Annotated in this window: 16 protein-coding genes; 7 read left to right on the top strand and 9 right to left on the bottom strand. The window is 37.6% G+C overall.

Going from position 1 to position 14,505, the window contains the following annotated elements:
• Positions 1 to 6 precede the first annotated feature (6 nt).
• Entirely contained in the window at positions 7 to 771 is a 765-nt protein-coding gene (locus LVD15_RS15675) for a DUF547 domain-containing protein (RefSeq protein ID WP_233780972.1), read from the top strand.
• Here the strand turns inward: LVD15_RS15675 and LVD15_RS15680 are convergent.
• The 4 genes from LVD15_RS15680 to LVD15_RS15695 form a co-directional block, all read right to left on the bottom strand.
• A complete protein-coding gene (locus LVD15_RS15680; protein ID WP_233776160.1) occupies positions 768 to 1,229 on the bottom strand; it encodes a hypothetical protein in 462 nt (153 codons plus the stop codon). The two genes, LVD15_RS15675 and LVD15_RS15680, sit on opposite strands and share 4 nt — an antisense overlap.
• Positions 1,230 to 1,348: 119 nt before the next feature.
• Complete coding sequence (locus LVD15_RS15685; protein ID WP_233776161.1) at positions 1,349 to 1,684, bottom strand: avidin-fold protein; 336 nt, start codon at positions 1,682 to 1,684, stop codon at positions 1,349 to 1,351.
• 43 nt (positions 1,685 to 1,727) lie between these two features.
• The gene (locus LVD15_RS15690; RefSeq protein ID WP_233776162.1) at positions 1,728 to 2,342 is read right to left on the bottom strand and encodes a class I SAM-dependent methyltransferase; all 615 of its coding nucleotides are present in this window, start codon (positions 2,340 to 2,342) and stop codon (positions 1,728 to 1,730) included.
• Between the two features lie 51 nt (positions 2,343 to 2,393).
• A complete protein-coding gene (locus tag LVD15_RS15695) occupies positions 2,394 to 3,257 on the bottom strand; it encodes a helix-turn-helix domain-containing protein (RefSeq protein WP_233776163.1) in 864 nt (287 codons plus the stop codon).
• 95 nt (positions 3,258 to 3,352) lie between these two features.
• On the opposite strand from LVD15_RS15695, the gene LVD15_RS15700 reads away from it, so the two are divergent.
• Positions 3,353 to 4,249 (top strand): hypothetical protein, encoded by an 897-nt coding sequence (locus LVD15_RS15700; RefSeq protein ID WP_233776164.1) that lies wholly within the window; start codon positions 3,353 to 3,355, stop codon positions 4,247 to 4,249.
• Here the strand turns inward: LVD15_RS15700 and LVD15_RS15705 are convergent.
• The 3 genes from LVD15_RS15705 to LVD15_RS15715 all read right to left on the bottom strand — a co-directional run bounded on the left by LVD15_RS15705 (position 4,234) and on the right by LVD15_RS15715 (position 7,896).
• Positions 4,234 to 5,553 carry an IS1380 family transposase gene (locus LVD15_RS15705; protein ID WP_233776077.1) on the bottom strand — a complete coding sequence of 440 codons (1,320 nt, stop codon included), beginning with the start codon at positions 5,551 to 5,553 and terminating at the stop codon, positions 4,234 to 4,236. The genes LVD15_RS15700 and LVD15_RS15705 overlap by 16 nt on opposite strands.
• A gap of 291 nt (positions 5,554 to 5,844) precedes the next feature.
• On the bottom strand, positions 5,845 to 6,843 hold the full coding sequence (locus LVD15_RS15710) for an endo alpha-1,4 polygalactosaminidase (RefSeq protein ID WP_233776165.1): 999 nt from the start codon (positions 6,841 to 6,843) through the stop codon (positions 5,845 to 5,847).
• A gap of 114 nt (positions 6,844 to 6,957) precedes the next feature.
• On the bottom strand, positions 6,958 to 7,896 hold the full coding sequence (locus LVD15_RS15715) for a DUF8428 domain-containing protein (RefSeq protein ID WP_233776166.1): 939 nt from the start codon (positions 7,894 to 7,896) through the stop codon (positions 6,958 to 6,960).
• Positions 7,897 to 8,006: 110 nt separating this feature from the next.
• On the opposite strand from LVD15_RS15715, the gene LVD15_RS15720 reads away from it, so the two are divergent.
• Positions 8,007 to 8,585 (top strand): class I SAM-dependent methyltransferase, encoded by a 579-nt coding sequence (locus LVD15_RS15720; protein ID WP_233776167.1) that lies wholly within the window; start codon positions 8,007 to 8,009, stop codon positions 8,583 to 8,585.
• Positions 8,586 to 8,715: 130 nt separating this feature from the next.
• The gene (locus tag LVD15_RS15725) at positions 8,716 to 9,153 is read left to right on the top strand and encodes a ferritin-like domain-containing protein (RefSeq protein ID WP_233776168.1); all 438 of its coding nucleotides are present in this window, start codon (positions 8,716 to 8,718) and stop codon (positions 9,151 to 9,153) included.
• A gap of 56 nt (positions 9,154 to 9,209) precedes the next feature.
• On the opposite strand, the gene LVD15_RS15730 is transcribed toward LVD15_RS15725, so the two are convergent.
• Positions 9,210 to 9,491: a DUF4235 domain-containing protein gene (locus tag LVD15_RS15730; protein ID WP_233776169.1), complete on the bottom strand. Its 282-nt coding sequence runs from the start codon at positions 9,489 to 9,491 to the stop codon at positions 9,210 to 9,212.
• Positions 9,492 to 9,705: 214 nt separating this feature from the next.
• Here LVD15_RS15730 and LVD15_RS15735 point away from each other — a divergent pair, with 214 nt between their 5' ends.
• From LVD15_RS15735 to LVD15_RS15745, 3 genes are read left to right on the top strand one after another with little or no spacing between them, the layout of a single operon-like run.
• Positions 9,706 to 9,996, top strand: coding sequence for a GNAT family N-acetyltransferase (locus LVD15_RS15735; RefSeq protein WP_233776170.1), 291 nt, complete (start codon positions 9,706 to 9,708; stop codon positions 9,994 to 9,996).
• 25 nt (positions 9,997 to 10,021) lie between these two features.
• Positions 10,022 to 11,227, top strand: a complete 1,206-nt coding sequence (locus LVD15_RS15740; RefSeq protein WP_233776171.1) for a Pycsar system effector family protein — start codon at positions 10,022 to 10,024, stop codon at positions 11,225 to 11,227.
• 17 nt (positions 11,228 to 11,244) lie between these two features.
• Complete coding sequence (locus tag LVD15_RS15745) at positions 11,245 to 13,911, top strand: BamA/TamA family outer membrane protein (protein ID WP_233776172.1); 2,667 nt, start codon at positions 11,245 to 11,247, stop codon at positions 13,909 to 13,911.
• A 107-nt stretch (positions 13,912 to 14,018) separates the two neighbouring features.
• Here the strand turns inward: LVD15_RS15745 and LVD15_RS15750 are convergent, their stop codons facing one another.
• Entirely contained in the window at positions 14,019 to 14,345 is a 327-nt protein-coding gene (locus LVD15_RS15750; protein ID WP_233776173.1) for a phosphoribosylpyrophosphate synthetase, read from the bottom strand.
• Positions 14,346 to 14,505 lie beyond the last annotated feature (160 nt).

The raw sequence follows: 14,505 nt of genomic DNA on the forward strand, positions 1-14,505 counted from the left end.
GCGATGATGAAAATAATTTACACTCACATACTTCTTATAGTGGCCATGGTGGTGGCCTGCAATGCCTCTGAGCGTGAAACTAGTAAGGTGGCACCCAGCCATGATATGTGGGATACACTTGTTAAAAAGCATGTAGACGACCAAGGCTGGGTAGATTACAAAGGATTTATTTCTGACAAAGCCCTTTTGGAAGAATACTTGAACCTCTTGAGCAATCATGCTCCTGATAAAGCCAAATGGAGCAGAGAGGAGCAGCTAGCCTATTGGATCAATGCTTACAATGCTTTTACTGTAAAACTGATTGTAGATAACTATCCTGTAAAAAGTATTAAGGACCTGAAGCCTACTTTAAATATACCCGGAGTAAATACAGTTTGGCATAAGCAGTTTTTTACCATAGGTGGAGTGGCCAGTAGTCTTGATGAAATAGAACATGATATTTTAAGAAAGCAGTTTGATGAACCCAGGATTCACTTTGCTATCAATTGTGCTTCTTATTCTTGCCCTCCATTAAGAAATGAAGCTTATAAGGCCTCGTTAATAGATGAGCAACTACAAGCTCAGGCAGAATGGTTTATAAATGACGAGAAGCGGAACCTAATAGCCGAAAATCATATCCGCATCTCAAGTATATTTAGTTGGTTTAGCGGAGACTTTACCAAGAAGGGAGATCTTATTGATTATTTAAATCAATATAGTAAAGTGAAAATTTCAAAAGACGCTGAGATCAAATATTTGGAATATGATTGGCAATTAAATGAGCAGCATTAGACTGTAGAGGTGAATCTGCCTTTTAATTTTTCTTTAAGTAACGCTTCTAGCGTTTTTAGTTTATTCTCCTTTTCTATAAGCTCTAGAGGATATTTGTGTTTATTTTTTTTAAGCGTTTTTAAGCGCAATATTGTTCCGGATTTTGTAGAGGCGTAAATGCAATAACCTCCAAATAAAAATGGGATTATTGGTATCAGAATCTGTTCTATATATATGGTAACGTAAATATTATTCTGAATAGCAAGGTACAGTTTTACAGAATAGTAAATAGAAAAAACTACAAGGCTAATTCCTATAGCAAGAATGATAGTCCAGTTTTTTAGCTCTTTGCCTGTTTCTATCCTTATTTCATCTATTTCGGAATAAGGATATGTTTTATAGTTAAATCTATCTCGAAGAAGATGAAACCCTTCTTGGGACAGCCCGAATTCGTTAGTTTCGAAAAGGAAGTCAGACATGTGTTGGTGCTTTATTTCACTAAATGTATAAAATAATACTGATGTTTAATGTGAATATTACATCAAAACGCATGAAGAAAGGTATGAGTATTTGTTTTAAAATCAACTTGATTCAAAAATTACACTTCTTCCAAAACAGACTCTCCTGAGGATTGATCTCCAGAAGTCCATTGCCATTTTTCATGTAGTCTTATTTTGCCTGTAGGCATTATCTCAGGTGTAGAATGACAAATTCCAGTCATTAGTTCTCCCTGGCTGTTCACCTGATGATACCTCATATTAATATGACCGTTTTCATCTACTAACCCAATTAAATGGCCTTTTACAATTTGTGACCCACTGTACTCACAGGTTAGAATATTGCCTTCTTGTTTGTAATGAAAACGCGTATCTTCAGAAACTTCTCCATTTTCTGAATTACTTAATGGCCGGAATTGCTTGTTATGATAGTTCACAGTTATTTATTGGTTGTTACCAAGTTACTATTTTATCATTTCTTTACTGCTTTATACCCACAAATCTGATTACAGAACCTTGTCCGTTATGATATTTACCTTCACTAAGTAAGACTAACTCTTCATGAAAATAAAGAGGTTTATAATTGGCGAAATCAGAAGCTACTTCTTCTTTAGAAAACAATGATTCTAAGTCTTTAGGGCCACCTACTTTTGGATTTTTCATTCTTAGTTCCAAATGAGTTTTGCTGAAGGCTTCAAATATAATTAATCCACCAGGCTTGAGAGTTTGGTCTAGTTTTTTGTGCATAGCAGACTTAATGGAAGCAGGAAAGTGAGCATAAATAAGGCCTATGGCATCAAAGCTGTTTTTTTCGAAAGAGAGGTTTTGGAGATCGCCAACCATATAGTTTAGGCTTACCTTTCTGTCCTTTGCTAACTGTAATGCTTTGGTTCTGCCAGCTTCGCTAAGGTCGCATGAGGTAACTTGCCAGCCTTGTTCGGCAGCGTAAACGCCATTTCTTCCTTCTCCATCGGCAGGCATTAGTATTTGGCCTGGTATCGCAGTTTTCAACCATCGTTCGAAAAATAAATTAGGTCCCGCTCCATAGGCAAACCCTACTTCCTGGTATCTTTCATCCCATTTTTGTGTCATCATCTTTTTGCGTAAAGCTAAGATTCCGCATCATGTTTATGATAGGACTAATTTTTAATATGGTAGCACTTCTGGGTAGTTCTTTCTAAACATTTCAGGCGAATGGTTGGTGTGCTTTTTAAAGAACCTGATGAAGTAGGAAGGATCCTGGTAACCTAGCAGGTAGGCTATTTCGTTCACCTGCATTGGTGTAGTAACCAGGTACTTTTTGGCTTCCAATATAATATGTTCATTGATAAGCTCAGAGGCTGTTTTATTAAGCATTTTTTTGGTGATGTGATTGAGCTGGTAATTACTTAAGTGTAGCCTGTCAGCATAGTAAGATACCTGTTTGTGCTCATGAATATGCGATTCTATTAATTCTATAAATTCATCTAGTTGAGTAGAATAGGAGAGTGGCTGAGACTCTTGAGGTTGAAGTCTGTAAAGTGAAATAAGCAAAATAGAGAGGTTGGCCTTAATTATTTCACTATATTCTTCTGGTTTTTCACTGTTTTCAGTGTATGAGTGGGCACATGAGTATATTACCTTTGATAAAACATTAGCTGGTGGCATGTACAAATTATGTTGTGCTACCTTGCGCAGAATGTGATAACTGGTGTGTTCAGTTTTAGCGAAGTAATTTTTATGGAATTGAAATATGTAGCCTGTGCAGTTGGCATTTAGTTCTAACTGGTGCACCTGTCCTGGTTTTAAAACAAAGATGCAGCCGCTGGTAATGTTGTAATGATGGAAATCTATAACATGGCTGCCAGTACCAGACTCTATGATTAATAAATAATAAAAATCATGTCTGTGAAGCGGTTCTGAGTGAGGCTGGCCATTGGTTAATTGTTGGATAGAAAGAATTTTAACAGGGTGCAGTTCATTATGAGCAGTGGTTTTTGATTCTATTTTTCTTACGGGAATATCCTGCATAGCCGGTTTCTTTTGCGCTTAGGCTAAGTTAATGGATTAAAATTAATTGGGCATTCTATGCACTTTGCTCATCTACCGAATTTAAAATAAATGTTATGACTCCATTTGAAGAAGAAGTATATGGCTATGTAGATAACTGGGAACTAGATAAGTTAGATGCCCTTTTTGAAGAAGTGAAAGATGGTTCTTTGGAAAAAAGAGAGGTTTTGTCAGATGCTTACTTGTCATGTTTTGGGCAATGTCATTATGATTTCTACAGTCAGAAGTTTACCAAGATGGAGGAAGTTTCACAACTATTTGACTGGGCTGAGAAGGCTTATGTTTTGAGCCCACAAGATAATGGATTACATGAACTAAGAGCCAGGGTGTATGAGATGCTGTCTTTAGCGGAAGATACGGATGATCCTGTAAAGTATAATGCTCAATGCATAGAAGAGCTGAGAAAGCAGATCGAAATAGAAGAATCAGCGGCCTTATTGGTATATCTGAGTGAAAAGTTATTTCAACATATTGAGTTCTCAGGAGTCTGTGAAGATGCTCAGGTAGCAGAGATCAAGCGGTTGTTAGTGAGAGTCTTCGCTCTAAAGCCAATATACATTGGCAGCATGCTGGCAGAAGGAGGGTATCACATTGGCCTTTGTATAAGAATAACTTATGCCTGGCTTAAGACCACTTACCCTGATAGAACAAAATGGCATCTTGATTATTTAAGCACTTTTAGTACTGAGCTTCAGTTAAGTGCGGAGAGCGAGCCTAAAGACTATTACTACTGGGCCAATGAACTTTTTCAGCAGATGCAATGTATGCAGCCAGAGCGGCAGGAAGTAATATTGATGGAGATTAAAAGGTTACTTAAAACTATGCCTGAAATTTACCTGGAAGAGGCCGTAGATTACAACTCTTTAGGACATTTATATGCGAATCTGGCATATAGACTTGAAGATGTGTCTTTGTATAAAACAGCATTAAACCCGGATTATTCATTAGAATAATCAAAAGGAGGACTAGTAGACGATATGTTCAAGAATATTCCCTCCATCCAGGGTCTTCTTTTGGAGGGTAATGAGATTTTTAAAACCTTTTTATTAGCATGGTTTGCTGTCCAGGCTCCTAATGCAAAGCAATAGGATCTGAGGGTTGATAGGGTTGCTTTTCGATGATGGTTCAACGCAAAATGCCTGAATAAACTCATCAAATTGTAAGCCACCATGATAAAGCGAAAGGAGGCTTCTGTTGCCCAAAAATCTTGTAAACAAAAATTTTCAAGCCCAAAATCTTGTTTCAATTCCTTAATTCTGTTCTCACAATCGGCGCGGGTGTTGTACATGTTCCAAATCTGATCCAGAGGTAAATCCATATTGGTCACATAGCAACTATATCGATAGCCAGGCTGATCTTCAAAAAGTTCCTTGCCTCCTGCATGTGGCCTGATGTCAACTTGCTTTTTTACAATAATGTATCGTCTTGGCTTACCGTTTTCATGACTGAAAACCATCTCGTTCAGCTCTATTCCCTTTGCCAGTTTGACCCAATCTTTAAGCCCCCAAACTTCGCTTTTTACATTGGGGTACATGCGTACAGCCATAATGTAATTGAGGAGTTCTTCATCTAGATATGACATGATTTCTTCGTTGTAAAAACCACTATCGGCCCTTACCAGACCTACTTTTTGTCCTGCCAAGGCGTGCTTAAAGGTTTCTTCCATGAACTCCCTGCAACTACTACTGGCCGCTGTGTTGCCTGGCCTGAGCCATGCATTGGCCACCATTCTGGTTTGACTCACAAAGGCCATCAAGGGGTGATGTGAATTTCTCCCTCTTTTGTTGGGGTTATAACCTTTACTACTCCCTTGTTGATCTCCATATCGAGTGATCACAGTACTATCAAAATCAATGGTGAGTGCTCCTAAACGGAGCTGGTCAAAGAACCATTGTTGAAGCTCTGGAAATACTTCGTTGTTTAGGGATTGAGAGAATTTTCCAAAAAAACGACTGTAGGTACTTTGGCTAGGCATACCATCCCATCCAAAAATTGACTGTAAAACAGTATCATATCTCAACCAGTCACAATGGATGTATCTACTAGCCCCTGTCCAGATACTCAGCCAAAAACTCTCTACGATTTGCTTGGGGTCATACCCTCGGTTAGAACCAGGAGATGGAAGTGCCAGTTCGGCTAATTTTTCTCGTATCCCTACCTGATCGATAAATCGTTTCATTAAACTCATCCCTCCAAAGGGTGTCACTGGCTTGGAGGAATATTCAATGGGTAAAGACCCTATATTTTGAGTAACCATTCTGGTGATTTTTATACCTCATCAAAATCGATCTTTTTACACAATTATCGAAGGATTTTCTAAACTTTTAGTTTTCTAATGCATAATCAGGGTTGAATTTTGAGGTGTATTTCTTTCTTGTCATATCAGTAAATTTAAGTTTCTTTTTTGAACTTAAAATGCTGACCTAATTTTTGGGGTATGATCAGAAATGAATTCAATGTGCTGAAATGGGCGGAATTTGAAATTGAGAGTGAATAAAGTATAGAAAGAAAAGCCCATGAGGTTTTACAACCTCATGGAGCAGTTATTTTATTCAAAATATTCAAAGGCATCTATAATATCCAGGTATACGCCATCAAAGCCTGCGTCAAGTATTTTTTTAAGGTATGAGTCATCATTACCATAAATAACAGCTTGCCACTCAGGCTGCCAGTATTTTACTTTATAATTACCTTCCCAATCCGGGTTTTCATTTTCTATCCAATCAGGAGATCCAACGGTCCATTCTGGTTGCCAGTAGTAGCGGTAATCTTCAGCTTCACCTATACTCATATAGCAGATTACCAACCTTTCACCGCCATTTTGTTTCTGTTTTAATTGCTGTATTTCATCATTAGAGAAAGAGGATTCGTTATGAAATAAATCCATAATAATAGCATCATAGTTAGTAGCAGCTACGGCAGCTATGAAGTCTGATTTGGAATCAAAGTTCTCGCTATTAATGAGGTATAAGAAGTTCTTTGCCTCAGAAATGGTGGTAATATCATTATCATTGACCTCGTAAGGTGTTGCTGGGTAGTCTGGTATTACATTTAAGTCCCGCTCAGGGGCTGCGAAAGATATAAAATCATTTTGCTCATTGAGCTGGTAGGAGTTGTCCATTTTTGCATGGGTATAGCAGTAGTCTGTTACAAGCACTTCTACTCCGGCATTTTCACATACATTACAGAGACCCAGAAGGTAGCTCATTTCAGACTCAGGAGTGGCTTCATCGTCATTATCATAACCATAAAACAGGTCTTTGCGGCCTACAGCATCTATAGCATTAAGGTAAGCACTTTGAGGTGTTCCGTTAGGATCTCCACTATCTGTGGCCAGCTCTTGTCCGTTTTGAGGTATTATTATAAAATCACTGTCATTACTTTTGGCGTAAGTACTTATTCCTTGCACAAAAGTCCGCATAGCTTCGCGGTAATCTTGTATTTCATTATTTGTGGGCGTGGTATCGGCCGCGTTGTCATCGTCAGAGTCACAAGCTGTAAACAAAATAAGTAAGCCCCAAACGGTAATTGATAGTATTCTCTTCATTGCTTTCATTCTTTATCAATTATAAACGGAATAAGTGAGTAAAATATTGGGTATAAAAAAAGGTTACACCGTAGTGCAACCTTTAATAGCTTTATAAGACCAAATAGTGACCTTTTATTTCACTTCAAATTGTTTAGTTCCCATTTTATACTCGTCAGTATATACTTCCATAGTATAAATTCCTTCTTCCCACTCAGAGCCTTTCTGGTATTCAAAAGTGAGCTGTTGCTTGGTGTTATCAAATAGTATTTCCTGACTGGCCGTGTAAAATACCTCTTTGCCATCTATCATAAAAGTGCCAGATCCTTTCGCTACATCAAATATCACCTGACCATTTTCATCTACTATTCTTACTATAATGTCTTTACCTTCAATTGGAGCTACTTTGTTTTCAGCAATATTAAAAACCACTTTTAGTTTATCAATATGTCTGCTTTTGAAAGGAGAATCTCTTTCTTTACCTCGACTGTTTACAGCAAAAATACCTATGTTTTCAGCTTTAAGCTGTGAGGCTACTGCTACTTTATCAGCTAGTTTTTCACTAGACTCTTTTATTCTGTTTATAGAGTCAGACAGTTGGTTTTTTTCTGTTTTTAATGAAGTGTTTTCATTAAGTAGCTCATCATTAAGACTCTTCAGATGGGCTATTTCTTCATCTTTTTGCTTAAGCAATTCTTCATAACCACCTACTTTGTCGCTTAGGTTTCTGATAGTGCTTCGGTTGGCTCTTTGCTGGCGAGCAAGTTCTTGTTCTATGTCAGCTTTCGCTTTTTCTAACTCATCTACGTTACCGCCTAATTCCTGTATCTGAGCAATTTTATCTTCAAGTTCAGCTTTTATATCGCTAAGCTTTTGCATGGTAGAGGCCAGCTCTTCTTCTGTATCAGTAAGTTCTGTTTCTCTGGCTACACTCTCCTGATGATCCAGATAAATTTTCACACCTTGTAAAATGATAATTACAGCTAGGATAGCTACCACTATTGCCGTCTTTTTGTTGCTTTTCTTTTGCGGTGTGGCAGGAGTGTTGTCTTGGTTGGTTTTATTTTCGGTCATACGGTTCGTACAGTTTTTGCAATTTTGATCGTAAAATTATTCTTTATTTCATATAATTCAATGATTTTCACGTCATTTGTGGGATATAACGCTTTTATATTACTACTGTTATGTTACTTGATGAAAATTACTGGACAAACAGGTATAATCATAATGATACTCCTTGGGATGCAAATTCAATAACCACTCCTCTAAAAACATATTTTGATCAGCTGCAAGATACGTCCATCAAAATACTAATACCAGGAGCCGGAAATGCCCATGAAGCCGCGTATCTCTATGAAAAAGGTTTTAAAAACGTTTATATAGCTGATATTTCGTCAGCACCACTAATGCAATTTCAGTCTCGCTACCCCTCATTTCCTAAGAGCCAATTACTGCATCAGGACTTTTTTAACCTTATGGGAAACTATGATCTGATAGTAGAACAAACTTTTTTCTGTGCTCTTGATCCTTCATTAAGAGAACCTTATGCACACAAATGTGCCGAACTGCTAACAAGAGGAGGAAAACTAATGGGAGTATTATTTAATACAGAATTTCATCATGAAGGCCCTCCCTTTGGTGGAAGCAAAGAAGAATATGTCTCCTATTTCGAGCCTTATTTTAATTTGAAGTATTTTGAAGTCTGTTATAATTCCATAAAACCGAGGCAAGGGAGAGAATTATTCATCTTATGTGAGAAATAACTGGTAATCAGATACACATACTGCTTCACATATTCAACATAATTTATTAGTAAAACCCTGTAAATGACCATTTCAGCTGCTTGGAATAGTTTATGCAAATCATATCTGTAGAAACCAAAAACTATTGATTATGAATACTGAAAGAAAAGCAATACAAGACGTAGTAGATATTTGTCATGACGGGATGAAGGGGTACGAAAAAGCTGCTTCAGAAATCCATAATGATGAGTTTAAAACTATTTTCAACAGGCTGGCTCAGCAGAGAAAACTATTTATAGAAGATCTTAAAGCAGATGTTAGAGATCAGGGAATTGAGCTTAATGATTCTGGTACGGTGAAAGGTTATTTTCATAGAAATTGGCTAGATATCAAATCTTCATTTGCGAATAAAGAAGACCGCGAAATTATTGAAGAAGCTAAATTTGGAGAGAAAGAAGCTGTGAACGTATACAATGAAGCCTTAAACGCTGATGTGCCACAGTATATTAAAGAAAAACTAGAGAAGCAGAGACATTTAATAGCTGGTTCTATTGAGCAACTTAATGAGTTCGAAAAAGAAACCGTTTGAGTAATAATTGGCTGTTGATGACAAGGGTGTCCGAATAATTTGGACACCCTATTTTTTTATTCTTCTATTTTCTTTTGCATAATATCCGTAGCCATAAGTTTCACCATGCCTGCCAGGGCACTGGTAGCTACAGTCCACAAAATCACATGGGTGATGTTATGATCATTATGACGTAATGTTTTGGGCGGGTCTTGCTTTCTGACTTTCTGATAGCCTATGTCAAATAATCTTTTCAGTGCAAAGCTACTGGCTATTGCTATACCGGGCAGTACTACTGAACTCAGCACGGATTGTTTGTCGGCCGGTATTACAGATGTATTAGAGTTCTTTTTAGACATTTTGAATTTATTTATAGGATGAGAATTATCAGATAAGGGTCAAATAATATTCCAATACACCTACAACGAGGATTGAGGCATTATCAGGTTTTTAATGGGGAAATTATGCCACACTGTCAGGCGTATAATACCTATTGTCTATTATAATTTCATTGATTAACGTCTTTGGCATGCTTTTTACATACGCTAACTAATCAATCTAACTTAAATTGTTATGAACTATACCGTAAGATTAGATATGGCAGGTAAAAGGTTTACCACCATAGTAGATGGTAAAGAATGTTATCTTCAATTTAAACAAATGGCGCCACAGGTGCTAGATTTTGAATATATATTCGTTCCAGAAGAAGTCAGATCTAGAGGCATAGGCAGTAATTTGGTGTACAATGCGCTCATTTTTGCGCAGAAGGAACATTTAGAAATTATAGCTGGCTGTGCATTCGTTCAAGACTATATGACTAAACATCCTGAGTTTAGATGTGTTTCTTGGAAAGAAGCGGTTTAGCTTTAAAAATAGGCCAACTTATTGTATGATAGAAGAAGAAACACCTATCCAAGAGAAATCAGAAATTTTAATTAAGACAGAGCAATATATCAAGCAACTTTTCAAAGAGAAGTTGTCTGATCAATTGCTCTATCATAGCTTATCACACACTACAGAAGTAGCTGAGGCTGCTGTGGCATTGGGTTTTGATACCGGTCTGAATGATGAAGAGCAGGAGCTACTAGAGTTAGCCGCCTGGTTTCACGATACGGGTTATATCAAAAAATATAACGGCCATGAAGCAGAGAGTGTAGAGTTTGCCAAAGATTTTCTTTCTAAAGAGGGGTATCCTGAAGAGAAAATAGAAAAGGTAAGCGAACTCATCATGAGTACTGTGGTAGGCCATGATCCTCAAAATCAGCTTGAAGAGCTCTTGCATGATGCCGACATGTCTCACATGGGCAGAAAGCGCTTTTTTAGAAAAGGAGAGTTGCTTAGAGTAGAGCTGGAAAACTACCAGGATAAAACTTATACCGAGCTAGAATGGGAGAAGCACCAGTACAACTTTTTGGTGTGTCATTCCTTTTATACTCCGGCTGCCCGCGCTCAATTTGAAAGGCGAAGAGTTAAAAATATAAAGAAGCAGCGCAAGAACATTCTCAAAGCACGTAAAGTAACCGTAAGGCAAAACACGGGTAAAGACTTTGGTAGAGGAATAGATACACTTTACCGTGCTAACTACCGTAACCATATTAACCTTAGTGCCATTGCTGATGGAAAGGCTAACATGATGATTAGCATCAACACGATCATGATTTCTGTGATTGTGACCCTTTCTGGAGCCAGTCTGTCATTAAGTAAAGGATTTGCTGTAGAGAGCTTAAGGTTCACTATTCCTATCCTTATTCTTTTAGTAGGCGCACTAGTGTCAGTAGTGTTTGCAGTATTATCTGCAAGACCTAAGGTTACAGAGAAAGATGTGGATCTTGAAAAGGTGAAAAAGGATAAAATAAGCCTATTGTACTTTGGTAATTTCCTTGGAGTGCCCAAAGAGGAATTTGTTCAATATTTAAATAACCTTAAAGAAGACCAAAAAAGACTATATGATAGTATGTCTGTAGACATTTATCATTTAGGTATAGTTTTAAAAGAAAAATACAGATTACTCAGTATCTCGTATAACATATTTGTAGCAGGGCTAAGCCTTACAGTGGTGGCGTTCATAATTATATTTTTTTATACGAACGGCTGATAATTTTTTAAAAACACATGCAACAACAATACTTACATAAAAGCAGGGCTAAAGCTTATTTAGCTGTAGTATTTATCGCTTTACTGGCATCTTGTAAAGTTTCTAAAGTTACAACACATAATGACTCCGTGAAGCAGGAGGTGGTAGAAACACATGGAAAAGATTCCGTTACGGTGGTGGCCGGGGAGTTATATCAGGCAGGAAAGTTTAAGAGGTTTATGCTGGGAGATCATTACAGAGATGTATGGTTAGCTCCTGTAAAAGTGCCTGTTATTAATCTGGATACTGTAAAAGGTGGTTTAGAAATTAACCATAAAGGTGGAGGTATGCAGACCTATTCTTTAAAGGCTAAAGGAGGTGATGGCAAGCTCTATTCTTTACGCTCTTTACAAAAGGATCCTACACCTGCATTGCCATTTGGCTTGCGTTATTCTTTTGCTGATGATGTTGTGCAAGATCAGATTTCAGCATCTAATCCTTATGCTGCTTTTATTCTACCTCCATTAGGAGATGCCGCCGGTATTTATCATACTAATCCTGAATTATACTACATTCCTGATACTCCCAAGCTAGGAGAGTATCAAGAGACTTTTGGTGGTGTTTTGGCTATGCTTGAAGAAGATGCCGATGAAAACTGGGAAAACAAAGACAGTTTTGGTAACACTAAAAATGCCGTAGGCACTGATAAGGTAAGAGAGAAGCTTTTGGAAGATAATGACGATTATATTGATGAGCCTAATTTATTGAGAAACAGGCTTTTTGATATGTGGATAGGCGACTGGGACAGGCATGACGGACAGTTTAGATGGGCAGAGCTTAAAGATGATGATGGAGATAAGTATTACAGACCTATCCCGGAAGACAGAGATAACATGTTCTTCAAATTCGATGGCTTTTTACCGTGGTGGGCAAGCAGAAAATGGGCTCTAAGAAAGTTTCAGGATTTTCAACCCGAAGTAAGAGATATTGCTGGTCTTAACTTTAATGCACGGTACCTTGATAGAAGATTTCTAACAGGTATGTCAGAAGAAGAGTGGGTAGAGGTAGCTAAAGACATGCAAAAAAGACTCACAGATGATATTATAGAAAAATCTATAAGGCAAATGCCTGATACGGTTTTTCAGCTTACTGGTGAGAGAACAATTGAGATACTTAAAAAACGAAGAGATAATCTGGATGATTTTGCCAGAAGATATTATAAGGTGCTTGCCAAGCAGGTAGATATTTTAGGAACAGACCAGGAAGAGGCCTTTGAGGTTATACGTCATCCTAATAATGATACAGAAGTAAATGTATACGAATCTAATGATGATGGTAAGAAAAAAAGAAGGTACTATCACAGGGTATTTCATAATGATGAAACCAAAGAAATTAGAATTTATGGCCTTGGAGATGATGATTACTTCTACTTGTCTGGTGAAAGTAATGATGGACCGCTGGTACGTATAATTGGAGGTGAAGGAGATGATATTTTGATGGATTCTTCAAAAGTTTCCGGGCTTAGAAGAAAAAATATCTATTATGATGATATAGCTGAAGAAAATGAAATTGAAAGTGGCAAAGAAACCAAACTGATGCTTTCTGATGATAGAAATGCTAACAGCTATGATTTCAAAGAATTTAAGTATGATTACTTAGGCCCAGCACTTTACTTTGGTTTAAATAATGATGATGGCTTATTCCTGGGAGGTGGTGTGGTTATTAAAACCCAAGGTTTCAGGAAAGATCCTTATGCCAGCATGCACAAAATTATGGCTAACTATGCTCCTAGTAGTTCTGCATGGAACTTTCAATATGAAGGTGATTTTAAAAAGCTATTTGGAGATATAGGTATGAACATAGATGCCTTTGCTCGTGCTCCTAACTTTTTCACTAACTTCTATGGATATGGAAATAGCTCAGAAGAGGTTAATGATGATGAAGACTATTACAGAGTACGCTATGAAGAGGTGTGGGTAGCACCAGGCTTAACTTATGATCTGGGCAAAAATTCGTCAGTGAAATTTGGTCCGGCCTATCAATACGCAAAAGTGCACAATGGAGATGATAATTTCTTTACTGAAAATGCAGACAGCTTTGGGCCTGATGCTTTAGACGCCAGTCATTTTGGAGGTTTTTACTTTAAAGCGGACGTTAATACCACTAAGATATTAGCCAAACCAGAAAAAGGTGTAAGGTGGCTTACGGAGAGCAGATGGCTGGCCGAGTTAAATAATGACAACAGCCGAATGAGTAAAATAAGCAGTGAACTGAGAGCATATTATACTGTAGATATTCCTTTCGAAACCACCTTTGCGGTGCGTATAGGAGGATCTAGTGTTTCAGGAGATTATAACTTTTACCAGGCCAGTACCATAGGTGGTAATGCCGGGCTTAGTAGGTTAGGTACAGTGAGAGGTTATGGCAGAGACAGGTTTGCTGGGCGAAGCAGTATCTACCAGAATAATGAGATCCGTATGAGATTATTGAAAGTGCCGTTTTACTATATGCCTTTTGAGTTTGGTATTTCCGGTCACTTTGATCAGGGCCGTGTGTGGTCTGATCAGCCTGAGGAAGATACCTGGCATACCGGTGTAGGTGGTGGCGTATGGATTGCTCCGCTGGGCCGTTGGGTATTTACCGCAGTGTACACCGTAGGTGATTATGATAACATGTGGAACGTTAACTTAGGATTTCTTTTCTAATATAGTTTAATATATAATTAAAAAGGGCTGTCTCATTTGAAACAGCCCTTTTGCTTTTAGTAGAGTCTTGTACTTAGGATCTTTCCTTTCTAATTTCTGAAAAGGGATTAAGATTTATTATACTCATGATCTTCGTGGTGTGCTTCATTTAGAAATTCTTCCATTTCTACATTAGCATCTGCTCCATAAGCATTGATGAGCGTACCCTTATCTCCTGAAGTAGTTTCAATAACGTATAGGATGTTAGCATCTCCAGGATTAGTATCTCCCTCAAATCTGTACTCTTCTTTTACAGTAACTTCAGTGGGTTTATAAACAGTGCCGTTGTCATCATTATGAAGCTCATTTTTTCTGAAATTAAAGTCAGTAGAATAACCTTGATTCTTAAGATCATCCATTACTTCTGACATTGGTTTTAAATTATGAATAGCCATTTTTTATCTAGTTTAAGTTCTTATATCAATTTTCATTACATATAGTGCTAAAGCCATGCCACTACCCGCATATGCTCTGTGAAGTAGGCCTGAGCTGATGTAATGCTTAGATGGATTATTTGCTCCGTGTTTTGTTCTACAAACTGTGGAAAAAATTATA

Source organism: Fulvivirga maritima (assembly GCF_021389955.1).
Lineage (GTDB): Bacteria > Bacteroidota > Bacteroidia > Cytophagales > Cyclobacteriaceae > Fulvivirga > Fulvivirga maritima.

Coding starts and splice junctions, on each gene's coding strand:
- LVD15_RS15745 (WP_233776172.1), top strand. CDS start 11,245: ATGCAACAACAATACTTACATAAAAGCAGGGCTAAAGCTTATTTAGCT.
- LVD15_RS15680 (WP_233776160.1), bottom strand. CDS start 1,229: ATGTCTGACTTCCTTTTCGAAACTAACGAATTCGGGCTGTCCCAAGAA.
- LVD15_RS15725 (WP_233776168.1), top strand. CDS start 8,716: ATGAATACTGAAAGAAAAGCAATACAAGACGTAGTAGATATTTGTCAT.
- LVD15_RS15715 (WP_233776166.1), bottom strand. CDS start 7,896: ATGACCGAAAATAAAACCAACCAAGACAACACTCCTGCCACACCGCAA.
- LVD15_RS15735 (WP_233776170.1), top strand. CDS start 9,706: ATGAACTATACCGTAAGATTAGATATGGCAGGTAAAAGGTTTACCACC.
- LVD15_RS15700 (WP_233776164.1), top strand. CDS start 3,353: ATGACTCCATTTGAAGAAGAAGTATATGGCTATGTAGATAACTGGGAA.
- LVD15_RS15705 (WP_233776077.1), bottom strand. CDS start 5,553: ATGGTTACTCAAAATATAGGGTCTTTACCCATTGAATATTCCTCCAAG.
- LVD15_RS15720 (WP_233776167.1), top strand. CDS start 8,007: ATGTTACTTGATGAAAATTACTGGACAAACAGGTATAATCATAATGAT.
- LVD15_RS15690 (WP_233776162.1), bottom strand. CDS start 2,342: ATGATGACACAAAAATGGGATGAAAGATACCAGGAAGTAGGGTTTGCC.
- LVD15_RS15750 (WP_233776173.1), bottom strand. CDS start 14,345: ATGGCTATTCATAATTTAAAACCAATGTCAGAAGTAATGGATGATCTT.
- LVD15_RS15675 (WP_233780972.1), top strand. CDS start 7: ATGAAAATAATTTACACTCACATACTTCTTATAGTGGCCATGGTGGTG.
- LVD15_RS15695 (WP_233776163.1), bottom strand. CDS start 3,257: ATGCAGGATATTCCCGTAAGAAAAATAGAATCAAAAACCACTGCTCAT.
- LVD15_RS15710 (WP_233776165.1), bottom strand. CDS start 6,843: ATGAAGAGAATACTATCAATTACCGTTTGGGGCTTACTTATTTTGTTT.
- LVD15_RS15730 (WP_233776169.1), bottom strand. CDS start 9,491: ATGTCTAAAAAGAACTCTAATACATCTGTAATACCGGCCGACAAACAA.
- LVD15_RS15740 (WP_233776171.1), top strand. CDS start 10,022: ATGATAGAAGAAGAAACACCTATCCAAGAGAAATCAGAAATTTTAATT.